Raw genomic sequence first — 22,557 nt, forward strand, 5'->3', positions numbered from 1 at the left:
GATGCGCATCCCACGTAGCCTGCGATGCCTGATCGCCGCCGTCCTGGCGCTGGTCACCCTCACCGGGTGCACCGGCGCCGGGACGGCGGCCGGCCCAGCCGGGTCCTCGCCCTCGGTCTCGCCTGCGTCACCGTCCTCTACCTCGTCACAGTCACCCTCGTCGCCGTCGGAGGATCCCGACGGCGCAGCCTCACCTGGACCGGACCCGCGCACCCTCGTAGGCCCCTCCTCCGCGGCCGCCCTGCCCGAGGTGGAGCCGGTCGCCGAGGGCGCCTCCCCGCAGCTTCCGGTCACCACAACCGGAGTGGACGGCGTGGATGCCACGTTCACCGACATCTCACGGCTTCTGGCGCTCGACCTCTATGGCACTCTCACCGAGACCGTCATCGGGCTCGGCCTCGGTGACAGGCTCGCCGGCAGGTCGACCTCCAGCACCGAGGCCTCGATCGCGGACCTGCCGGTCGTCACGCAGAACGGTCATGAACTGAGCGTCGAGGCCATCCTCGGGCTCGACCCGACGGCGGTGATCATGGACACCACGATGGGACCGCCGGAGGTGCCCGAGCAGTTGCGCGCAGCCGGGATACCCGTGCTCGTCGTTACCTCCGAGCGTGGGGTGGACCTGATCGCCGACCAGATCACCACGGTGGCGCAGGCGCTCGGAGTTCCGGAGGCCGGGAGCGCGCTCGTCGATCGGTTCGACGCTGATCTCACCGAGGCCCAGGTGTACGTGGAGCAGGTGGCCGGCGACTGGGATCCGCTGCGGATGGTCTTCCTCTATGTGCGCGGGACCGGAAGCGTGTTCTTCGTGATGGGTGAGGGGTCCGGCGGTGACGACCTGATCGAGCACATCGGCGGGATCGACGCCGCCACCGACGGCGGGGTCAGCGACATCGCACCCGCCACGGCCGAGGCTGTGATCGCGCTCCAGCCGGAGGTGATCCTTACGATGACCGGTGGTCTGGAGTCCACCGGGGGTGTGCCGGGTCTGATCGAGCGGCCCGGCATCGCGCAGACGCCGGCGGGGGCCAGCGAGCGGGTCGTCGACGTGGCCGACGGTGATGTGCTCTCGTTCGGTCCCTCGTTCCCGGCGGTCCTGGTCGCCCTGGCCGACGCGGTCTACCAGCCGTGACCGTGGCGACCAGGCCGCTCGGTCGGCACGGTGGGGTCGGCGTGAAGGCGAGCTCCGCCGTCGTGGGCCGGCGCACATCCCGGGCGACGGTGACCGCGGTGGTGCTGGTGGCGACGATCATCGCCCTGTCGATCGTGTCGCTGCACCTGGGGCAGTACCGGATCTCGCTGCCTGAGGTGGCCGACAGCCTGTTCGACCGGGTCGGGTTGGGTGACGGGGCGTCGTCCATGGCGGACGGCGTGCTCTGGGACGTGCGCCTGCCCCGGATCCTCGCCGGGCTGCTGGTAGGGGCCGGCCTCGGGGCGGCCGGGGCGATCACGCAGGGCCTGTTCGGCAATCCACTGGCCGAGCCGAGCGTCGTGGGTATCACCTCCGGCGCCGGGGTCGGCGCCGCTGCGGCGACGGTCCTCGGAACGGCTGCGACCATGACATTCGTGGTCCCGGTCGCCGCATTCGCCGCCGGTATCGCGACCACGATGCTCGTCTGGGTGCTCGCCGGATCGGTCCGCGGCGGCGGAACTGTGGCGCTGGTCCTGGTCGGGATCGCGGTCAACGCCGTGGCGGGAGCGGCGTCGTCGTTGCTGATCTTCCTCGCTGACAGCACCAGCCGGGAGGCGGTCGTCTTCTGGCAGTTGGGTAGCCTCAACGGCGCGATGTGGTCTGATGTCCGGGTCGCCGGTCTCCTCGTCGGTGCCGGTCTGGTCTGGGCGCTCTTCCTCGCCCCCGGCCTGGACTCGCTCGCGCTCGGTGAACGCGCCGCCGCGCACACGGGCCTGGATCTTCGCAGGTTCCGGATTCAGGCGGTCCTCGTGGCCGCCCTGCTGACCGCGGCGGCCGTGGCGGTGGCGGGCATCATCGGCTTCGTCGGTCTGATCGTGCCGCACCTGCTGCGCTTGGTCGTCGGACCTCGCCAGCGTTCCATTCTCCCGCTCTCCGCGCTCGGTGGAGCCGCCCTCATCGCCGGCAGCGACCTCGTGGCGCGCACCACTGTGCCCTTCGTGGACCTGCCCATCGGTGCGCTCACCGCCGTCGTCGGTGGCCCCGTCTTCTTCTTCCTGCTACGCACGCGGATCTCGGCATGAGCAGGATCGAGCTCGACGGCGGCCCCGCCCTGGATGTGCCCGTCACCGGGGGTGGAGGTACAGCGGCGCGCACCGGCCCAGCGGTTCGGGTCGAGAACCTCAGCGTCGACCGGGGCTCGCGGCGGGTGCTGGACGGCGTCAGCCTGGCGGCCGTGCCAGGTACGGTGACCGCCGTCATCGGACCGAACGGCAGCGGGAAATCCACCCTGATCGGTGCGATCGCCGGTGACGTTCCGCTCGCCGACGGCCGGGTGTGGGTGGCCGGCCGGAACGTGCACAGCATGCGCCCGGCCGAAGCGGCGCAACGACGGTCGGTCTACACCCAAGAGACAGCCGTCTCCTTCGACTACTTCGGTGCCGAGATCGTCGCGCTCGGGCGGCGGCCCTGGCGCTCGCAGGAGACTGCGGCCGAGCGCGAGGCGATCGTCGCCGCAGCGCTGGACGAGACCGAGATGGCGCAGGCATCGCGCCGTCGGGTGCTCACCCTCTCCGGTGGTGAGCGGGCACGGGTGCAGCTCGCTCGGGTGCTGGCCCAGGATGCGGCGGTGGTGCTGCTGGACGAGCCCACCGCAGCGCTCGACCTGCGCCACCAGGCACTCGTGCACCGGTTGTGCCGCGACGTTGCGGCTGCCGGCGGCACGGTCCTGGTGGTGCTGCACGACGTCGATGCGGCGCTCGCGGTGGCAGACCAGGTGCTGTTGCTCGATGAAGGTCGGGCAGTGGTGCAGGGGTCACCGGCTCAGGTCAGGGCCGAGCATCTCGAGCACGTCTACGGCTATCCCGTCGACATCGTGACCCATCCGGTCGACGGGCGCCGTCTGGTGCTCCCGCGGCGGGTTCGGCACTGAGCCGGGAGTGCCTCGACATGCCTAGCTGATCTGGAGTGCCTCCAGCACTGCTGCCACTCGTCGCCGTTGCTCCCCGTCCAGCCCACGGATCGGAAGCGGGAGGCACGGCTGCTCGGCGATCCCGAGCAACTCGGCGATGGTGGCGATCACCCGGATGCTGCCTCCCATCTCGGTGAACAGTCGCCATAACGGTGCCAGCCGCACGTTCTCGGCCTCGGCCTCTGCGGCGTTGCCTGCCAGTGCCGGGCGTGCCAGTCGTAAGGCCACCTCGGGCAGGGTGCCGGCGATCACCGAATACCAGGCGTCGCACCCGGCAGCGAGGCCCGCCGTGGCGAACGGGTCGCCGGAGACGCCGATGGTCACGCTCTCGCCGACCGCCCCCCGGATCCTCGCAACATGCTCACGCGCCGCCGCCGGTTCGGTCGGCACGCCGGGAATCTTGATCGACGCCACCCCTGGCACGCGCGCCACCCGCGCGTACAGTTCCGGCGTGAAGGTGACGTGTGTCGTCCCCGGGTTGTCGTAGACGATCACGGGCAGCGGGCTGTGGGCCGCGACCGTCTCCACGAGCCCGACCACGTCGTCATCGGTGAGCGGGTGGTAGGACATCGCGGGCAGCAGCACGGCCGAGGCGCCCGCATCCGTGGCGTCGTCGACATGCCCCAGCACGTGCGAGGTGCGTAGTGCTCCGACCCCCACGATGACCGGGACGTCGCCCGCATGTTCCACCGCCACCCGCGCCACCCGCGCCCGTTCGGCTCGGCTCAGATAGGGGTACACCCCGGTCGATCCCAGCGCGGCGATCGAGTCGACGCCCGCCGCCGCGACGCGTGTGACCTGGGCGGCGAACGCGCGCTCGTCCACGGAGTCCTCGCGTATCGGGGTGAGGGGGAATGCGCTCAGTCCTGTGCAGGTGATGATGGGCCTCCTTGTTCCCACCACTCTAGCCCTGTGTACTGTATACAGCGACGGAGACGAGGAGGCCCGTGTGACCCTGCGATCTGACCGGAGCGCCTGGCAGGACCATACCCAGCTGCACCAGAACAGGGCGCCCGCCCGTGCCTACCTGGTCGGCTATCAGGACGAGCCCGCCGCCCGGAGCATGGCCCGCGAAGCGAGTGCCCAGTGGCGTTCCCTGAATGGTGACTGGCACTTCCGCTTCTACGAGCACCCGCTCGACGTGCCAACCGGCGTCGCCGAGCACCCGCACCCCGACGGGGCCGTGATCACCGTGCCGAGCCTGTGGCAGCTGCAGGGCTACGGCCGCCTGCAGTACACCGACGAGGGCTATCCCTTCCCGATCGATCCACCGCTCACGGTCACCGCGAATCCCACCGGCGTCTACCAGCGCACCATCCACGTCGACCCCGACGACCTCACCGGGCAGGTCCTGCTCCGGTTCGACGGCGCCGACTCCTTCCTCCAGGTCTTCCTCAACGGCACCGAGATCGGCTTCTCCAAGGGCAGCCGCCTCACCGCCGAGTTCGACATCACCGCGCACCTGCGCCCCGGTGCGAACCTGCTGACCGCCCTCGTCCACCAGTTCAGCGACGCCAGCTATCTCGAGGACCAGGACATGTGGTGGGCCTCCGGCCTGTTCCGCGAGGTCAGCCTGCTGGTCCGCCCCGCGGCCCGCCTCGACGACGTGCACACCTGGACCACCTTCGACGCCCCGCCGGACCAGGTGCCCACGGACGCCATCCTGCACGTGCGCGCCCGGGCGAGCTCCGCCGTCGGGAAGCTCGGCTACCGCCTGCTGGACCCCGACGGAGCCGAGGTTGCCACGGGGCACCTTGCGGAGTCGGCCGACGGTCTCACCCTCGACGTCCCCGTCCACGCTCCTGCCCAGTGGAGTGCCGAGGAGCCGCACCTGTACCAGCTGCTGCTTGAGACCCACGACGGCGCAGGTGCCGTGACCGAGATCGTCCCGGTGCGCATCGGGTTCCGCGAGGTGACGATCTCAGGTGGCGTGCTGCGCCTGAACGGGCGTTATCTCGCCCTGCACGGGGTGAACCGGCACGACCACGATGACGTCACGGGCCGCACGGTCAGCCTGGAACGGATGGAGCAGGATGTGCGGCTGATGAAGGCGCACAACATCAACGCCGTCCGCACCTCGCACTACCCGAACGACCCCCGCTTCTACGAGCTGTGCGACGTCTATGGCCTCTACGTGCTCGCCGAGACCGACTTGGAGACCCACGGCTTCAGCTACACCGACAACCTGTCGCGGCTTGCCGAGGATCCTGAGTGGCGTCCGGCGTTCGTGGACCGGATCGAACGACACGTGCTCGCCCAGCGCAACCACCCCAGCATCGTGATGTGGTCCCTGGGCAACGAGTCCGGCATGGGGGAGAACTTCGCTGCCATGTACCGCCGGGCGAAGGGGCTCGACCCGACCCGCCCGGTGCACTACGAGGAGGACCGCGACGCCGAGGTGATGGACGTGGTCTCCACCATGTACTCCCGGGTGCAGATGATGGACGAGCTCGGCCGGTACCCCCTCGGCAAGCCCCGGATCCTGTGCGAGTACGCCCATGCGATGGGCAACGGACCGGGCGGGCTGGCCGAGTACCAGGAGGTCTTCGACCGCCACCCCTCGATCCAGGGCCATTTCGTGTGGGAGTGGATCGACCACGGCATCCGCACGAACAGCACAGACGGGTCCGACGGTCAGGTGTACTGGCGCTACGGCGGCGACTTCGGGGACGAGCCGCACAACGGCAACTTCTGCATCGACGGGCTCGTGCTGCCGGACCAGACCCCGAGCCCGGGCCTGCGCGAGTACGCCCAGGTGATCTGCCCCGTGGTGGTCGAACCAGCCCCCGACGGCGGACCTTCCGCAGGCGTGCGCGTGCGGTTGCGTAGCCGGTACGGCGTGCGCGACACGGCCGGGATCGACCTCGAGGTGCGGACCCTGCACGACGGCGAGACCGTCGCCACCCGCACCGTGCCCGCCCCGGTGCTGGGCCCGGGAGAGGGGGCCGTGGTGGAGGTGGCCCCAGCTCCACCTTCGACCGGTACAGCGACCGAGCGCTTCCTCACCATCACCGTGCGGCACCGGGAGGCCACCCGCTACGCCGCGGCCGGACACCCGCTCGGGGTCTACCAGGTGCCCCTGCCCCCGGGCCCGAGTACCGCGCCGCCCGCTGCCCAGGTGAGACGCGGCAGGCTGGAGATCGAGGACGACGGACGGGGCGCCGTCGTGCGCCTCGCCGAGCAGACCTGGCGATTCTCCCGCCGGGAAGGCGCCCTGGTGGGCCTGACCGACGGCGGCCGAGACCTGCTCCGCCGGCCTCCCCGGGTGCAACTCGACCGCCCCACGATCGACAACCACCAGGTGGAGCGGGACACGCTCTGGGCGCCGCGGTTCTGGCATCTGATGCGCACCCACCCGCGGGCTTTCGCGATCGAACGCGAGGGCGAGACAGTCCGGGTGCGCACCACCGCGCTGCACGCACCGCCCGCGTACGAGCTCGGGGTGCGGGTCGCGGCCGACTACCTACTCGGCCCGGATGGTGCGTGCCGGATCGAGATCGCCGGCGAGCCGTACGGCGACTACACCGGCGTGGTGCCGATGCTCGGCGCCACTCTCGGCGTGGATCCGGCGCTGACCGAGGTGGAGTACTACGGCCTCGGTCCCGGCGAGAACTATCCGGACTCGCGCGCCGCGGCCACGATCGGGCGCTATCGCAGCACCGTGGACGCGCTGAACACGCCCTATGTCCGCCCGCAGGACACCGGCAACCGTGGTGGGGTTCGTTGGCTGGCACTGACCGACAAGGGCGGCTCGGGGCTCTGGATCGGGGCGGACAACCCGGTGGAGGCGGCCGTGTGGCCCTGGTCCGGCCCTGCCCTCGAGACGGCGGCGCACCAGTGCGACCTCGAACCCGAGGATGTGCTCACGGTGACCCTCGCCGACGCGCTGCTGGGCCTGGGCTCGAACTCATGGGGCTCCGAGGTGTTGCACTCGCACCGAGTGTGGCTGCGCCCGTTCCGCTTGGCCCTCACACTGATCCCGATGCGACCAGGTGGCGCCCCGGGCCAGAGCGCCGCAACGAGCAGGAGGCCGGCATGCTGATCCGCAGCACGAGCGAGATCGAGCCGATCCTCGCGCAGCAACGCCCGTGGCGCCGGGTTCTGGAGACGCTGCGCCGGTTGGCCGAGTCGCCCGAGCGGATCTCCGACGGCGCCGCTCGCTCCGTGGGGGACGCCGCCACCTACCGCCTGCTCACCGCAGCCGACGTGGATTCCGCCGACCTGGTGCGGCATCGGCGCTATCACGACGCCTTCGCCGTGCTCGATGGGGTCGCCACGCTGGAGGTCGCCCCCGCCGACTGGCTCACCGTCGTGCGCTCCTACCGCGACACCGACGACACCGAGCTCCTCTCAGGTGCCGGCACCGTGGTGCAGATCGGCGCCGGCCAGATGGGCGTCCTGGCGATCGACGAAGCGGTCCGTGTGGTCGAGTTGGAGGGCCGCTGCGTGCTGTGGCGGGTCACGGTGGAGGGTTCGCATATCCCGTCCACCTGACTGCGCTTGACATCAACTGTGTGCTGTATACAGAATACAAGCACTGAAACCCAGACCAAAGGTGGTTCCCATGTCTCAGTCCGTGACGCGCTCCCGCACGCGCATCCGAACCCACGGCGCCGTGGCCGTGCTCGCCGCCGGCACCTTGCTCCTCAGCGCGTGCAGCGGCAGCGGAAACAGTGGTGGCGGCTCCAGTGACGGCAGTTCCACCGTCACCTGGTCCACCTGGGGCAGCCCGGAGGAGCTCGAGCGCTTCGAAGGCTTCAACGAGCAGTTCATGGCCGACCACGAGGACATCACCGTGGAATTGCAGCCGACCGCCGGCTACAGCGACTACCACTCCAAGTTGCTCGCCCAGCTCACCTCGGGCACGGCGCCTGACGTGTTCTACGTGGGCGATGACCGGATCGGTGAATTCGTCGACGCCGGTGTGCTGCTGCCGCTGAGCGACCTGATGGACTCCGATGCCAGTCAGACCCCGGTGGACGCATTCAACCCGGGCGTGCTCGGCGCCGGGCAGACCGAGGATGGCGAGATCTACGCCGTGCCGAACGACGTGAACCCGGACGCCCTCTGGTACGACAAGGAGGCGCTCGCCGCCGCCGGGATCACCGAGGACCCGGCCGAGCTGGCCGCCAACGATGAGTGGACCACCGAGACGTTCCTGGAGATGAACGACAAGCTCGCCGAGGCGGGCCTGATCGGCTCTATGTACTGGAATTACTACGGCACCCACTGGAGCTGGGTCTCCTCCCAGGGGGGCACCGCCTACGACGAGAGCGGCACCTTTGTCGGCAACACGGACGCCACCACGGTGGACGCGGTGCAGACTTTCGCCGACTACATGCAGGACGGCACCTTCGTGGTGGCCGACACCATGCCGGAGGGCGCCGGAGCGGACTCGGAGTTCGTGACCCACGGCGCCGGCTTCTTCGCCCAGGGTCGCTACACGATCGGCACGCTGGAGGAAGCCGGGGTGGCCGAGTCCTACGACATCGTGCGCTGGCCGACCCCCGACGGCACCGCCGCCCCGACCACCGTGGCCGCCTCCTACCTGGTGATCAACGCCGACACCCCCGACCCCGACGCCGCCTTCGCGTTCTGGACCGCCTACCTCTCCCAGGAGGGGCAGGAGTTCCGGCTCTCCGAGGGTGGGAACGCCGTCCCCTCGATCGAGGGCGCGGACGACGTGGTGCTCGCCGACGGGTACCCCGAGCACGCACAGACGTTCCTCGACATGCGCGACATGGGCTTTGCGAACTATGCCGCTGAGTCCACCGTGCCGGGCCTGAGCACTGACATCAACGAGGCCATGCTGAACCTGTACCAGGGTGCCGGCGGCACCGCGCAGGAGACGCTCGACCAGATCGCCGCTCTCGCCGCGGACGGCTGAGGCGACCGCCGCGCTGATGACTGCTTCGACTCCTGCCCCGACTGCCCGCCCGGCGGCGCCGAGGGAGCTCCGTGGGGAGCCCACCTGGCGCCGCCGGCGGCGGCGGTGGGGGCTCGCCTTCGTCGGGCCGCAGGTGCTCGGCATGACGATCTTTGTGGCCCTGCCGTTCGCCGGGAGCATGGTGCTCGCCTTCGCGGACTGGAACGGGCTCACTGAGCTCAGCTGGGTCGGGTTCGACAACTTCCGCGACCAGTTGACCAGCCCCAAGTTCGGCCGTTCGATCCTGAACACCCTGCTGATCGCCCTGATCACCGTGCCGATCGGGCTCGGCCTGGCCGTCACCATCGCGGTGGCGTTGGAGAAACTGAAGGTCCGCACCCTCTATCTGCTGCTGTTCTTCGCCCCCGTGGTCACCTCCCAGGTCGCGGTGGCCACGATCTGGCAGCAGCTGTTCCGCGCCGACGGGATCGTCTCGGGCTGGATCGCCCGGGTGCTGCCCATCGACCCACCGAACTGGCTCGGCGACCCGCGGTTGGCGCTCATCGCGGTGTGCATCGTGACCGTGTGGGCCTCGCTCGGTCTGAACGTGGTGATCTTCCTCGCCGGACTGCAGAACGTCCCGCCCACTGTGGTGGAGGCCGCCCGGATCGACGGCGCCGGCCCGGTCGCCTTGTTCTGGCGGATCCGGCTGCCCTTGCTGAGTCCGATCATGTTCTTCTCGTCAGTGATCGCGTTCATCAGCTCACTGCAGACGTTCGACCTGGTGTTCATCCTGACCGACGGTGGCCCGCAGGACGCCACCCGCACGATCGTGCTGCACATCTACGACGTTGGCTTCGGCAGGTTCCAGTTCGGCCTGGCCAGCGCCGCCTCGATCATTCTGCTGGGCATCACCTTGGTGATCACCGCGGCGCAGTTCGGGGTGCAGAAGTACTTCGTGCACTACGAGGAGGACTGAGGGCCCGATGACTGCTGTCTCTGTGACTGCCCCGAGCAATCGCCGCCGCGTACCGGCCACCACGGTGGTACTGCACACCCTGCTGATCGTGGGCGGCCTGGCCATGGTCTTCCCCTTCATCTGGATGATCCTGACCAGCCTGAAGACGCTGCCCCAGCTGCTCGCCGAGCCTCTCAGCCTGCTACCGGACCCGCTCACGGGCGAGAACTACCCGGAAGCGCTCAGCGCGATGCCGTTCGGCCGGGCGTATCTGAACTCGGTGTACATCGCAGGTCTGATCATCGCCGGCACCCTGGTGACCGCCTCGATGGCCGGGTACGCCTTTGCACGCATCCCGTTCCGCGGCTCCAAGGCCCTCTTCATCGGCTTCCTCGCCACCCAGATGATCCCCAAGCAGGTCACTCTCGTGCCGTTCTACCTGCTGATGTCGAGACTCGGCTGGGTGGACTCGCACCTCGCGCTGATCGTGCCGGCGATGCTGGCGAACCCGTTCGCGGTGTTCTTGATGCGTCAGTTCGTGCTGAGCTTGCCGAAGGAACTGGACGAGGCTGCCACCTGTGACGGTGCCGGCCCGGTGCGCACCTTCTTCGCGGTGGTGCTGCCGAATCTGCGGCCCGGGCTGAGCGCGCTGGCGATCATCGTGGCGCTGGACACCTGGAACAACTTCCTCTTCCCGCTGGTGCTGCTGAACTCTACCGAGCTGTTCACCGTGCCGCTGCTGCTCGCAGGCTTCGAGGGGCAGCACGGCGGGGTCAATTACGGCCTGGTGATGGCAGCCAGCGCGGTCTCCACGGTGCCGGTGCTGATTCTGTTCGTGATCGCGCAGAAGCGGATCCTGAACTCGATGGCCACGTCCGGGCTGGGTGGTCGTTGATGGAGGGACTCGATCTGGACGCCATCCCCCTCTCCCTGCCCGGCTCCCGGCTGTTCCTCACCGCTGAGGCCGAGGGTGTGGTGCTGCACAGCGCCGAGTACGAACGGTCCCGCACCGAGGTCCGGCTGCTGGAGGCCGTGCAGGTCCTGGCCCCCGACGGCGCACCTCGCGCCCTCGACCTGATCGAGCCGGGGGTGCTGGCCTGGGGGCCGGTCACGCTCACCTTCGCCGGCGAGCGTGCCCTCTCCCTGGGATCGGCCGATGGCGCGGGCATGCGTCTGCGCGCTCGCATCCCGGCCCGGATGGGCCTGGTGGTGCAGGAGTGGCCCGACGGCGTCCTGATCAGGACTGATCTGCGCGTCGCCTCGCGGGTATGGGTCCGTGGGGCGCGTCTGGACGAGGCGACCGGTGATCTGCTGGCCGACGGCCCGGTGACCGTGCACCTGGATGAGCCGCCACCGGCACCCGCGTCGGAGCCATACCCGCGGCCGGATCCAGCCACGCACCAGCGTCACCTCGCCGCCACCCGAGCCACCTGGGCCGAGTGGTTGGCCCGCTGCCCCCGGGTGCGCGAGGACCTGGCCCCGATGGCCGTCCTGTGCTGGTACGTGCTGGGCGCGAACACGGTCCGCCTCGGCGCCGACGGCGGGGGAGGGCTGGGTGTGGTGCCTGCGCTGCGCGGCTACGCCGGCGTCTGGCAGTGGGACGCCTACTTCATCGCTAGCGGCCTGCGGCATGGCGCCCCGGCGCTCGCGGCCGAGCAGCTCAACCTGGTGCTCGGCACGGCCCGTCCGGACGGCCAGCTGGTGGACGTGGTCCACGACGACGGCGTGCTCGCCTCCTCCGACGATCTTCCGCCCGGTGACCTGGAGAACCTGCGCCGGCTCGCCTCCCCGGTGGCCGACCCGGACGACCCGGTGGCCCTGACCAAGCCGCCGCTGGCCGCATGGGCGCTGGCCCGGCTTGCTGACGGTCCGCACCCGCCCGAGCCCGCCTGGCTGGACCGTCAGATGGAGCGGGTACTCGCCTCCCAGCGCTGGTGGTTCGCCACGCAGGACACCGACGGTGACGGCCTGCCCGAATACACCCACCCGTATTCCTCCGGGCTGGACGACTCGCCCGTCTTCGACGCCGCGGTACCCCTGACGTCCCCGGATCTGGCCGCCTATCTGGTGGTGCAGGACCAGCTCCTCGCTGATTGGGCCCGGCGGACGGGCCGCCCCGAGGTCGAGGCCGAATGCCGCGCCCGGCGCACGGCCACCCGGGCGGCCCTGCTCGGACTCTGGGACGGGACCCGGTTCCGCGCCCGCGGCCACCACGGCACGGTCGAGACCGAGACCATCCTGGAGCTGCTGCCCCTGCTCATCGGTGACCTGCCGGCGGACCTGACGGACGCCGTCGTGGGCCGCCTGGGCGATCACTTCGCCGCCCCGGTGGGCGTACCCACGGTGGCCACGGACGATCCGGACTTCGACCCGGATCAGATGTGGCGCGGCCCCAGCTGGGTGAGCACCAACGCGCTGCTCGCGCTCGGGCTGCGGGCCAGCGGCCACCCGGACGAGGCTCGGTGCGTTGCCGAGGCGACCGTGGCGATGGTGGTCGGTGCCGGTGGGCCGCACGAGTACGTCAACCCCGTCACAGGCGACAAGCCCCCTCGTGCGGTCACCGCATTCTCTTGGTCGGCCGCACTGTACGTGGACCTGGCGGTGGCGCTCACTGAAGGCTCGTTGTGACTCCTCAGTCGGCGGCCGGCTCGGCCACCTCGAGCAGCCGCTGCGTACCGCCCGCCCAGTTGTTCGCGAGCGCCTGCTTCGCGCCTTCGACGTCTCCCTCGGCCAGGCACGTGGCGATGGCGGCGTGCTCCTCGGTACGGCGAGCAATGAGCTGCTCGTCGTTGACGAGCAGGGCCTCGTACCTGTGCATCGTGGCCCGGACGTTCTCGATCACGACCAGCAGCCGCTGGTTCGGGCAGACCGAGAGCATGTGCCGGTGCCAGGAGTCATCTCGCTGGTTCAGAATGGCGTGCTGCACCGTCTCCTCGGCGAAATCGTCGGACATCGTCTGTAGCTCTGCCCCGATCCGGCGCAGGTCGTCGATATCGCTGAGATCGAGGGCCAGGCCCTCCAGGGTGGAGAGCACGGGTGCCAGCTCGACCAGCTCGGTCGCGCTCAGCGGCAGGAAGCGGAAGCCCCGGCCAGACTCGCTGGCGATCTGTCCTTCACCTTCGAGGGCGATGAGGGCTTCACGCAGCGGCGTGCGGGAGACACCGAGCTCGGCCGCGAGCTGGACCTCGTTGATCTGCTCACCTGGCTTCACCGAACCCGTCCGCATGCGATGCAGGATCTCCTCGCGCACCTGGGCGCGCAGCGCGGAGCGCTTGATGACCATGCTGTCCTCCTGTGGTGGTGCCGGCTGGAGTGCCGACCGGCGACCGGCGAGCATCCTGCGCCTCATCCTAGGAGCGGGACGGTTCTCGTGTCGCTTCGTCGTGTAATGTATACAAAATACAGTGGACGTGACAATCGATGGACGCCGCCGTCCGAGGGAAGTGATGACTAGTGACCACACCGTTCGTGCACCCCTACCTACCGAACAGCGCCCCCGAAGTGCGGGCCGAGATGCTCGCCGCCGTGGGCGCGGAGTCGGTGGAGGAGTTCTACGCCGACATCCCTGCCGCTCTCCGGCTCACCGGTGACCTGGACCTGCCTGAGCCCTTGGTTGCCGAGGCCGACCTGAGCCGGCACGTTCGTGGCATCCTCGGCAAGAACCGCACCCGGCTGTCCTTCCTCGGCGCCGGCACGTACCACCACCACGTGCCCGCCGTCGTGGACGAAGTGATCGGCCGCAGTGAGTTCCTCACCGCCTACGCCGGTGAGCCGTACGAGGACCACGGCCGCTTCCAGGCACTGTTCGAGTACGCCTCGCTCCTGGCCGAGCTGCTCGAGGTGGAGGTGGTGAACGTGCCCACCTACGACAGCCTGCAGGCGACGGCCACCGCCCTGTCCATGGCCGTGCGCGCCACCGGACGCACCCGCATCCTGGTCGCCTCCGACGTCCGCGCCGACGTGTTGAGCAAGGTGGAGGACTTCATCCGCCCGTATGCGAGCCTCGAGCACGTGCCCACCGTCGATGGCATCGCCGACGTCGCCGCAGTGACCGCACTCCTCGGCGACGACGTGGCCGCCGTCTGGGTGAGCACCCCCTCGGCCACCGGCGCGGTGGAGACTGCGATGACGCAGCTCGCCGAGGCGACCCACGCCGTCGGCGGCCTGCTGGTGGCCCAGACCGACCCGATCGGCCTCGGGGTGCTCACTCCGCCGGCCGCCCAGGGCGCCGACATCACCTGCGGTGACATCCAGTCCCTCGGCATCCACGCGTGGTTTGGCGGCGGCCACGCCGGCTTCGTCGGCGTGGCCGACGATCCGCGGCTCGTGATGGAGATGCCGCACCGGTTGTTCGGTCTCGCCTCCACCTCGGTGGAGGGTGAGTACGGCTTCGGGGACGTCGCCTGGGATCGCACCGCCTTCGCCCACCGCGAGGAGGGGAAGGAGTGGGTGGGCACCGCTGCCGCCCTGTGGGGGATCGCCGCCGGGGTGTATCTGGCACTCATGGGACCGCAGGGGATGGTCGAGCTCGGTGAGACGCTGCTGGCCCGCACCGCCTACGCCCGGAAGGTGCTCACCGCCCTGCCGGGGGTGAGTGAGGCCGACGGCGCCGTGCACCTGCGCGAGTTCGTCCTGCACCTGCCCCGCCCGGCCGCCGAGGTGGTCGAGGAGCTGCGCGCGAAGGAGATCGAAGCCGGTGTGGTGCTCGGCGAGCACGAACTGCTCGTGTGCGTCACCGAGATGACCACGCAGGCCGATATCGACCTGCTCGCCCGTGAGCTCGGTGCCGTTCTCGGCACCGCTACTGACGCCACCACCCACACCCCCGTCCTCGAGGAGGTCGCCCGATGAGTCTGCCGATCGCCACCAAGCCCGCCCTGCGCCGCTTCCACCAGGCACGCTGGGACGAGCCGATCGTGTTCGAGCTGGACGCCCCGGGGGAGCGCGGTGTGCTGCCACCTCAGGTTGAGCCCGGCGTGCGGGAGACCGTGGGCGACGTGCTCGCCGACCTGCCCGAGTCCCTGCGTCGCCCTGCTCCGCCGACGCTGCCCCGGATCGGGCAGGCCCGGGTGCTTCGGCACTACCTGCGCCTGTCCCAGGAGAATCTCGGCGCGGACCTGAACGTCGACGTCGGCCAGGGCACCTGCACGATGAAGTACGCCCCCAAGGTGAACGACCAGCTGGTTGCCGACCCCGGTCTGCGGGACGTGCACCCGCTGCAGGGTGAGGAGTCGGTGCAGGGGGCGCTGGAGATCCTGTGGCGCACCGAGCAGGCGCTGACGGCGATCTCCGGGATGGACAGGGTGAGCCTGCACTCCACCGGCGGCTCGAGCGCCATCTGGACGAACGTGGCGATGATCCGCGCCTATCACGCCTCCCGTGGTGAGGCCGAGCAGCGCGACGAGGTGATCACCACGATCTTCTCCCACCCCTCGAACGCCGCCGCGGCCGCCGTGGCCGGCTACAAGGTGATCACCATCCACCCGGACGCCGACGGCTACCCGGATCTGGACGCGCTCAGGGCGGCCCTGTCCGAGCGGACCGCGGCGATCATGGTGACCAACCCGGAGGACACCGGGATCTACAACCCCCGGATCGTCGACTGGGTGGAGGCGGCGCACGCCGTCGGGGCGCTCGCCTCCTACGACCAGGCGAACGCGAACGGCATCCTCGGCATCACCCGCGCCCGGGACGCCGGTTTCGACGTGTGCCACTTCAACCTGCACAAGACCTTCGGCACCCCGCACGGGTCCGGCGGTCCCGGTGCCGGGGCGAACGGGGTGGCCGAGCACATGGCGCCGTTCCTGCCCGGGCCGATGGTCGAGCGCGACGGCGACCGGTTCCGTCTGGCCGCCGGCGGTGAGCTGTCCATCGGTGCGGTCTCGGCGTTCTACGGCGTGATCCCCACCATCGCCAAGGCCTACGCCTGGATCGCCGCCCTCGGCGCGCCCGGACTGCGGGCCGTGGCCGAGACCGCGGTGCTGAACAACAACTACCTGATGAGCAAGATCCTCGCGATCCCAGGTGCCTCCGCCCCGTACGCGACGGGAAGGCGCCGGGTGGAGCAGGTGCGCTACTCCTGGCAGGAGCTGTACGAAGACACGGGCATCACCTCCGAGGAGATCGGGGTGCGGGCCGCCGACTACGGCACCCACTACTGGACAAGCCACCACCCGTACGTGGTGCCGCAGCCGTTCACCCTGGAGCCGACCGAGTCCTACTCCATGGCCGAGCTGGACGAGTACGCGGCCATCCTCGCGCAGGTGGCTCACGAAGCCCGGACGGACCCGGAGATGGTGCGTACCGCACCGCACAACCAGACCGTGCATCACACCCATCACGACGACCTGGACGACCCGGACCGGTGGGCGGTCACCTGGCGCGGCTACCTGCGCAAGTACCCCGACGCCCCCCAGCACCGCCGACCGTGATCAACGCTGCCGCACCTCGGCTGGGGTTGGTGGTCAACCCGGTCGCCGGCCTTGGTGGACCGGCCGGGTTGAAGGGCAGCGACGGCGCCGCGATCCAGGCCGCTGCCCGTGCCGCTGGGGTGCGGGCGCGGGCGGGCGAGCGAGCCCGACAGGCGCTGGAATCCCTCCCTGCCGGGACGCCGGTGCTCACCGGGCCCGGCGACCTCGGCGAGGACGTGACGCGCGAGGCCGGGATGGTGCCGGTCCCGGTCGACCTCCCCGACCCAACCGGGACCGGCGCGGACACCCGAGTAGTTACCGCGGCCCTGGTGGCGGCCGGTGCGGAGCTGGTGCTCTTCGCCGGTGGCGACGGGACCGCCCGGGACGTGGCTGCCGGGCTCACGGTCTCGGGATCGAGAATCCCAGTGCTCGGGGTGCCAGCCGGGGTGAAGATGTACTCGGCGTGCTTCGCGGTCTCCCCACAGGCCGCCGGGGCGCTCGCGGCTGACCTGCTCGTCGGCGCCGCCACACTGGTGGATGCGGAGGTGCTGGACGTGGACGAGGAGCAGGTCCGCACCGGGCGAGTGGACCCCAGACTGTTCGCCCTGGTCCGCACACCGGCGCACCCCCAGCGTTCCCAGGGCCGCAAGGTCGCCACCCCCACCGGTGACGGCGCGGCCGTGGCCTCCGTGGTGGCCGGGCTGGCCGCCCAGCTACGCCCCGGGGTGACCTACCTCGTCGGCCCCGGAGGCACCACGGCCGCCCTGCTGCGGCACCTCGGTCTGAGCGGCACCCCATTGGGCGTGGACGTGCTGCGCGACGGTGAGCTGCTCGCCACGGACATGGACGAGACCACGGCACTGGCCGCCGTCGGGGCATCGCCCGAGGGGACCGGCGGGACAGACGGCCATGACAGGCCAGGGGCGGGAGTCGTCGTCGGGGTGGTCGGCGGACAGGGGTTCCTGTTCGGCCGCGGCAACCAGCAGCTCTCCGCGCGGGTCCTGACGGCGGCCCTCGGCGATGCTGATCACCTCGCCCGCGACCGCCTCCTCGTCGGCGCCACCGAGCGCAAGCTCACCGAGCTCGGCGGCCGGCCGCTCCTGATCGACACCGGCGAACCGGGCATCGATCTTGCTCTGTCCGGCATGCTCCGGGTGACCACCGGGCCCGGACGCACCAGCATGTACCCAGCAACCGCAGCGAACGGAGTATGACCATGAATGACCTCACCGGCAAGACTGCCATCGTCACCGGGGGAGCTGGCGGGATCGGCTCGGCCACCGCCCGCGCGTTCGCCGCGGCGGGTGCGCAGGTGGCCGTGGTGGACCTGGATGGCGAGGCCGCTCAGGCCGTGGCTGACGCCATCGTGGCCGACGGCGGTCGCGCCCTCGCCATCGAGGCGGACGTCTCTGACGAGGCCGCTGTGACTGCGCTGGTGGACCGGGTGCAGGTTGAGCTCGGCGGGATCGACGTGCTGTTCAACAACGCCGGCATCATCCGCCGCACCACCGCCACCGAGCTGGACGCCGACACCTGGGACCTGGTGATGGCGGTGAACGTGCGCTCGATCTTCCTGCTGTGCAAGTACGTGGTGCCGGTGATGGCCGCGGCCGGTGGTGGATCGATCGTCAACACCGGCTCCGGCTGGGGTCTCAAGGGCGGCGGCCGGGCACTTTCCTACTGCGCGTCGAAGGGTGCCGTGGTGAACATGACCCGGGCGCTCGCGATCGACCACGGCCCGCAGGGAATCCGGGTGAACTCCATCAATCCCGGCGATGTCGACACCGGGATGCTGCCCGACGAGGCCCGCCAGCTCGGCCAGGACCCCGCCGAGTTCCTCGCCGAGTCCGTGGACCGGCCGCTGGGCCGGATGGGTCAGCCCGAGGAGATCGCCGCGGCTGTGGTGTGGCTGGCCAGTGACGCCGCCTCCTATGTGACCGGCGCGGCGCTCGTGGCCGACGGGGGCGGGATCGCCTGAGCATCAAACTGCCCGCTGCCGAATCTCACGAGGGCGGCCTGGATGTCGATTCCGTGCCTGTCGACGACACTCATGCCGCGCTCGCGTAGTCCCCGCCCGGCAGTCGCATCTGCTCGGCGTCCGACGTTAGGTTGAGGCGTATGACTATCGCCCTGCATTCACGCCTCAAGGACGGCCACGAAGAAGCCTACGAGCGCGATCACCAGCGGATCCCGGACGATCTCGCGGCCGAGTTCGCACGGCTGGGCATCCACGAGTGGCGGATCTGGCGTAGCGGCCGGGACTTGTTCCACCTGGTGGAGTGTGACGACTTCGAGGCGGCGATGATCGCCCTGGAGACCAGCCCGGCGAACGCGCGGTGGCAGGAATTCATCAACCAGCACCTGGAAGGGTTCGCAACCTTCACCGACGGCCCCGCCGGTACCGCGGTGCCGCAGGTGTGGACGCTGAGCGAGCAGGTCAGCACCAACTGAGCAGCGATCCCGACCTCGTCTCGTGCGGTCGCATGCCACACTCAGGCTTCGACGGCACCTGGTAGACCGGAGGAGCGGGCGTGGAGATCGCGTTGGTCTCGTTGTTCTGGATCATGCTGGCGGCCGTCCTGGCCCCGGTGATCGCCTCGGCGATTCCCCGGCGTGCGGTTCCCGAGGTGGTGCTCCTCATCGGCGCCGGCATCGTGCTCGGGCCGCAGGTGCTGGATCTGGCAGGGACTGCGCACGGGGTGGAGCTGGTCCGCGAGCTGGGCCTGGGGATGCTGTTCCTACTCGCCGGGTACGAGATCGAGACCGAGGAACTGACCAGCCACCGCGGGAAGCGGTCGGTGCTCGTGTGGGTGGTGTGCTTCGGGTTAGCCGTAGGCGTTGCCGGGGCCGCCGGTCTGTTCGCGGACTCGGCGGTGGCTGGATTCTCCGTCGCGATCGTGCTGTGCGCGACTGCGCTTGGCACCCTCATGCCGATCCTTCGTGAGAGTGGCCTCACCGGCACCCCGGTGGGGCGTGCCGTGATGAACCACGGCACCATCGGGGAGGTCGGGCCAGTGCTCGCCATGGCGATCCTGCTCGGTGCACGCGGCACAGTCGCATCCCTCGGGGTGCTCGCGGTGTTCGTTGTGGCCGCGGTGCTGATCGGCAGGGTGCCGTTGCGAGCCCAGCGCGTCTCGTCGAAGGTTCTGCAGGTCATCCGGTACAAGTCCGAGAGCACCTCCCAGACCACTGTCCGCGCGACCATGCTGCTGCTCGCGGCCCTGCTCGCCGTGGCCGCAGTACTGCAGCTGGACATCATCCTCGGGGCGTTTGCCGCCGGATTCATCCTGCGGCGGGTGCTGCCCAGTGGCGATGAGGCTCTGGAGCGCAAGTTGGAGGGCTTCGGGTACGGCTTCCTGATCCCGGTGTTCTTCGTGACCTCGGGGATGGCGATCGATCCGGGTGCGGTCGCGGGAGCGCCGGGCCTGCTCGCGATCCTGGTGGTCGCGTTGCTGCTGGTGCGCGGGCTGCCGGTGTTCCTCGGTGAGCGGTTCGTTGGTGCAGACCGCCTCGGTACTCGTGAGGCGGCCCAGGTGGGTCTCTACTCGGCGACGAGTCTGCCAATCATCGTGGCAGTCACCCAGGTGGCCGTCTCCGCTGAGGCCATGCCGGCTGACGTGGCGTCTTTACTCGTGGCGGCCGGGGCAGTGAGCGTGTTGGTGATGCCGTTGGTGGCCGGTGCGCTCGGCGGCTCAGAACAGGGCCAACACCTCGCTCCGGTCCACCGCCGCGAGTGAGTCGTGCCGCCACCGCGGTCTCTGATCACGATCCACCAGCACAGCTCGCACCCCTTCGATGAAGTCCTGGGCGGGGGCGCCGTTCATGAAAGCCGTCCCGAGCCGGAGATCCTGCGCCAGGACGTCCGCCACGGTCGGGAGCTGGGCAGCACGCCTGATCGCTGCCAGGGCCACGGCCACGGAGAACGGGCAGCGGGAACGCAAGGTGGCGGCGGCGCTCTGGGCCTCCGGCTCCTGCCGGGCGTCCAGGCGGGATTCGATCGTGGCCGCGTCCTCGCCCTCGAAACTGGCGTCGATCCACGGTCGCTGAGCAGCCAGGTCGCTATGAGGCTCTGGCCGTGACGGTCCGATCAGCACCGACAGCGGCGCACCCGTGGCCCAGTGCGCGCACAGGTCCTCCCAGGCGCCGGTCTCGATCATCGCGTCGGCCAGCCCGACGGCGATCGCGTCCGATCCCGTGATGCTCACCCCGGTCAGGGCGAGGTAGGTGCCGAGCTCACCAGGGGCCCGCGACAGCGGGAAGAGCGCCCCGACGTCGGGGAAGAACCCGATCCCCGTCTCCGGCATGGCCACTTGCGTGCGTGGCGTGACCAGGCGGAGCGAGGCATGCCCGGCGAGACCGATTCCCCCGCCCATCGTCACACCGTCCATGAACGCCACCACCGGGAGCTCGGCCTCGGCAATGAGTTGATCCAGCTTGTACTCGGCGCGCCAGAACTCCACCGCCCGATCGACGCCTGCTGCCCGCTCGGTGTCGCCGTACCGATGGCCGGCCAACAGCCCGTCGTGTATGGCGCGCACGTCACCCCCGGCGCACAGGCCGCGCTCCCCGGCACCATCCAGCGCGACAGCCTGCACGGATCCTTCCGCGGCCCAGCGGCGCAGCTGCGCCGTCATGGCCGTCACCATCTCGAGAGTGAGCGCGTTGATCGCTCGCGGCCGGTTCAACCGGATCCGGCCCAGAGCGCCCTGCCGGGCGACCAGTACGTGCTCGCCTGCCGGGGCCCAGGTGAGGTCGCGCTCCGCGGGGCCGGCGTTGCTGGTGGCCATGGCGTGCTCCTTTCCCGCGCGGAATCCGACGTCGATCTGGCGGTTCGGATGGCCGCATCACCACCGTATCGACGTGTGAACTCCGGAGGGCCGGAAATTGCGCGTCAATCTGGCGGTTGCGCCGGGTTGGCTCAACGACCAGATCGACGTTGAATTTCGGAGGTTCCCCGCCTGTGAGGTCGGACCCGTATGGACTCGTGATCTCAGTCGGTGATACGCGGTGGAGACGGAGAACGAGACCGGTAGCATCAAACGCACACCATCCAGAGCGGCTGAGAGTCCTGGCTCGACGACGCCGCAGCAACCCCTCAACGGAAGCCTCCCGCGGGGAAGGGTGCTACAGCCAGGTTCGATGGAGTTATCGATGCAGGCACAGTGTTTCCGTTCCGTGGCGCGCACGCCATACCCGACCGGCGGTGACCGGACATGACCACCGCCACTCTTTACCGCAGCCCGCGGGCCACGCCCAGTGTCTCGTTCGAGCTCTACCCGCCGCGCACCCCGCGCGGGCGGGAGACGATCGGCCGCACCATCGGCGCGCTCGCCAGCCAGATCCCGGACTACTTCTCGATCACCTACGGTGCCTCGGGCTCCACCAGGACCACGTCCCGGGAATTGATCTGCCGCGTTCTCGACGACACCCCGGTCACGCCGCTCGCGCACCTGACGTGTGTGGGGGCCAGTGCCGAGGACCTGTCCGAGTATGTCGCCACGCTGCTCGAAGCAGGGGTACGGGACTTCCTCGCGCTCCGGGGCGACCCGCCCGCTGGGGAGCCCGACTGGCAGCCGCACCCGCAGGGCCTGACGCGCGCCAGCGAGCTGGTCCACCTGCTGCGTCAGACCGCTCGCGAGCACCTCGGCGACGAGGGAGACGAGGTCAGCATCAGCGTGGCCACCTATCCGGGTGGCGCCTACGCCGACGACGGCACGCCCATGATCGCCCGGGACGACGTCGCGGCGCTGCTCGAGAAGCAGGCCGCGGGGGCGGACTTCGCGATCACCCAGCTCTTCTACGACGCGCGCCACTACGCCGAGCTGGTGCGCCAGGCCCGCGCCGCCGGGGTGCATATCCCGATCGTTCCCGGTGTGCTCCCGCTCACCGACCCGAACCGGCTGCGCCGGATGGTCGAGCTGACCGGTGTGCCCGTGCCACCCGACCTGCTCGACCATCTGGACTCAGCCGCCGACAAGGACGAGGCCTACCAGCGCGGTCTCGCCGCCAGTGTCCGTCTCGTGCACGAGGTCGTGGAGACCGGTGCGCCGGGCATCCACTTCTACACCTTCAACTCCTCGCGAGCAGTGCTCGACCTGCTACGCGAGTCCGGTCTGCGCTGAGACAAACCCCCCTGACCGGTCGGCTCCACGGCTGATCGGTGATCCGTCACACCCATCACACCCCACCCACGCCCGGCGGCGAACGCTGGGTTGCTCGGCT

At 70.1% G+C, this 22,557-nt stretch carries 19 protein-coding genes and 1 riboswitch; of the genes, 16 read left to right on the forward strand and 3 right to left on the reverse strand.

The window, feature by feature from the left end; translation table 11 throughout:
- The first annotated feature begins 1 nt into the window (after nucleotide 1).
- Genes IM660_RS01660 through IM660_RS01670 form a run of 3 tightly spaced genes read left to right on the forward strand, consistent with a single transcriptional unit; the run spans nucleotide 2 to nucleotide 3,062 of the window.
- Complete coding sequence (locus IM660_RS01660) at nucleotides 2-1,132, forward strand: heme/hemin ABC transporter substrate-binding protein (RefSeq protein ID WP_193497716.1); 1,131 nt, start codon at nucleotides 2-4, stop codon at nucleotides 1,130-1,132.
- A gap of 41 nt (nucleotides 1,133-1,173) precedes the next feature.
- Nucleotides 1,174-2,214, forward strand: a complete 1,041-nt coding sequence (locus IM660_RS01665) for a FecCD family ABC transporter permease (RefSeq protein ID WP_246465088.1) — start codon at nucleotides 1,174-1,176, stop codon at nucleotides 2,212-2,214.
- The gene (locus IM660_RS01670; RefSeq protein ID WP_193497718.1) at nucleotides 2,211-3,062 is read left to right on the forward strand and encodes an ABC transporter ATP-binding protein; all 852 of its coding nucleotides are present in this window, start codon (nucleotides 2,211-2,213) and stop codon (nucleotides 3,060-3,062) included. The genes IM660_RS01665 and IM660_RS01670 overlap by 4 nt, the downstream gene beginning before the upstream one ends.
- A 21-nt stretch (nucleotides 3,063-3,083) precedes the next feature.
- Here the strand turns inward: IM660_RS01670 and IM660_RS01675 are convergent, their stop codons facing one another.
- The gene (locus IM660_RS01675; protein ID WP_210769111.1) at nucleotides 3,084-3,983 is read right to left on the reverse strand and encodes a dihydrodipicolinate synthase family protein; all 900 of its coding nucleotides are present in this window, start codon (nucleotides 3,981-3,983) and stop codon (nucleotides 3,084-3,086) included.
- A 67-nt stretch (nucleotides 3,984-4,050) separates the two neighbouring features.
- Here IM660_RS01675 and IM660_RS01680 point away from each other — a divergent pair, with 67 nt between their 5' ends.
- The 6 genes from IM660_RS01680 to IM660_RS01705 all read left to right on the forward strand — a co-directional run bounded on the left by IM660_RS01680 (nucleotide 4,051) and on the right by IM660_RS01705 (nucleotide 12,553).
- The gene (locus IM660_RS01680) at nucleotides 4,051-7,143 is read left to right on the forward strand and encodes a glycoside hydrolase family 2 TIM barrel-domain containing protein (protein WP_193497719.1); all 3,093 of its coding nucleotides are present in this window, start codon (nucleotides 4,051-4,053) and stop codon (nucleotides 7,141-7,143) included.
- Entirely contained in the window at nucleotides 7,137-7,595 is a 459-nt protein-coding gene (locus IM660_RS01685) for a NanQ anomerase/TabA/YiaL family protein (RefSeq protein ID WP_193497720.1), read from the forward strand. Before IM660_RS01680 ends, IM660_RS01685 begins: the two co-directional genes overlap by 7 nt.
- A 70-nt stretch (nucleotides 7,596-7,665) precedes the next feature.
- A complete protein-coding gene (locus IM660_RS01690) occupies nucleotides 7,666-8,988 on the forward strand; it encodes an ABC transporter substrate-binding protein (protein WP_193497721.1) in 1,323 nt (440 codons plus the stop codon).
- Between the two features lie 16 nt (nucleotides 8,989-9,004).
- Entirely contained in the window at nucleotides 9,005-9,946 is a 942-nt protein-coding gene (locus IM660_RS01695; RefSeq protein ID WP_193497722.1) for a carbohydrate ABC transporter permease, read from the forward strand.
- Nucleotides 9,947-9,953: 7 nt separating this feature from the next.
- A complete protein-coding gene (locus IM660_RS01700) occupies nucleotides 9,954-10,820 on the forward strand; it encodes a carbohydrate ABC transporter permease (RefSeq protein WP_193497723.1) in 867 nt (288 codons plus the stop codon).
- Nucleotides 10,820-12,553, forward strand: a complete 1,734-nt coding sequence (locus IM660_RS01705; protein ID WP_193497724.1) for an MGH1-like glycoside hydrolase domain-containing protein — start codon at nucleotides 10,820-10,822, stop codon at nucleotides 12,551-12,553. The genes IM660_RS01700 and IM660_RS01705 overlap by 1 nt, the downstream gene beginning before the upstream one ends.
- A gap of 4 nt (nucleotides 12,554-12,557) precedes the next feature.
- On the opposite strand, the gene IM660_RS01710 is transcribed toward IM660_RS01705, so the two are convergent.
- Entirely contained in the window at nucleotides 12,558-13,208 is a 651-nt protein-coding gene (locus IM660_RS01710; RefSeq protein WP_193497725.1) for a GntR family transcriptional regulator, read from the reverse strand.
- A gap of 170 nt (nucleotides 13,209-13,378) precedes the next feature.
- On the opposite strand from IM660_RS01710, the gene gcvPA reads away from it, so the two are divergent.
- From gcvPA to IM660_RS01740, 6 genes are all read left to right on the forward strand, one after another.
- Nucleotides 13,379-14,776 (forward strand): aminomethyl-transferring glycine dehydrogenase subunit GcvPA, encoded by a 1,398-nt coding sequence (gcvPA, locus tag IM660_RS01715; protein WP_193497726.1) that lies wholly within the window; start codon nucleotides 13,379-13,381, stop codon nucleotides 14,774-14,776.
- Nucleotides 14,773-16,356, forward strand: a complete 1,584-nt coding sequence (gene gcvPB / locus IM660_RS01720) for an aminomethyl-transferring glycine dehydrogenase subunit GcvPB (protein ID WP_193497727.1) — start codon at nucleotides 14,773-14,775, stop codon at nucleotides 16,354-16,356. The genes gcvPA and gcvPB overlap by 4 nt, the downstream gene beginning before the upstream one ends.
- Nucleotides 16,353-17,549 (forward strand): ATP-NAD kinase family protein, encoded by a 1,197-nt coding sequence (locus IM660_RS01725; RefSeq protein ID WP_193497728.1) that lies wholly within the window; start codon nucleotides 16,353-16,355, stop codon nucleotides 17,547-17,549. The genes gcvPB and IM660_RS01725 overlap by 4 nt, the downstream gene beginning before the upstream one ends.
- 2 nt (nucleotides 17,550-17,551) lie before the next feature.
- Nucleotides 17,552-18,313, forward strand: a complete 762-nt coding sequence (locus IM660_RS01730) for an SDR family NAD(P)-dependent oxidoreductase (protein WP_193497729.1) — start codon at nucleotides 17,552-17,554, stop codon at nucleotides 18,311-18,313.
- Between the two features lie 140 nt (nucleotides 18,314-18,453).
- Nucleotides 18,454-18,786, forward strand: a complete 333-nt coding sequence (locus tag IM660_RS01735; RefSeq protein ID WP_193497730.1) for an L-rhamnose mutarotase — start codon at nucleotides 18,454-18,456, stop codon at nucleotides 18,784-18,786.
- An 80-nt stretch (nucleotides 18,787-18,866) separates the two neighbouring features.
- Nucleotides 18,867-20,072 carry a cation:proton antiporter gene (locus IM660_RS01740; protein WP_193497731.1) on the forward strand — a complete coding sequence of 402 codons (1,206 nt, stop codon included), beginning with the start codon at nucleotides 18,867-18,869 and terminating at the stop codon, nucleotides 20,070-20,072.
- On the opposite strand, the gene IM660_RS01745 is transcribed toward IM660_RS01740, so the two are convergent.
- Nucleotides 20,028-21,122, reverse strand: a complete 1,095-nt coding sequence (locus IM660_RS01745; RefSeq protein ID WP_193497732.1) for an enoyl-CoA hydratase/isomerase family protein — start codon at nucleotides 21,120-21,122, stop codon at nucleotides 20,028-20,030. The two genes, IM660_RS01740 and IM660_RS01745, sit on opposite strands and share 45 nt — an antisense overlap.
- Before the next feature lie 256 nt (nucleotides 21,123-21,378).
- A riboswitch (SAM riboswitch) is annotated at nucleotides 21,379-21,481 on the forward strand.
- 67 nt (nucleotides 21,482-21,548) lie between these two features.
- Here IM660_RS01745 and IM660_RS01750 point away from each other — a divergent pair.
- Nucleotides 21,549-22,457, forward strand: coding sequence for a methylenetetrahydrofolate reductase (locus IM660_RS01750; protein ID WP_193497733.1), 909 nt, complete (start codon nucleotides 21,549-21,551; stop codon nucleotides 22,455-22,457).
- Nucleotides 22,458-22,557: the final 100 nt, after the last annotated feature.

The sequence above is a fragment of the Ruania alkalisoli genome, from assembly GCF_014960965.1.
In the GTDB taxonomy this organism is placed as follows: domain Bacteria; phylum Actinomycetota; class Actinomycetes; order Actinomycetales; family Beutenbergiaceae; genus Ruania; species Ruania alkalisoli.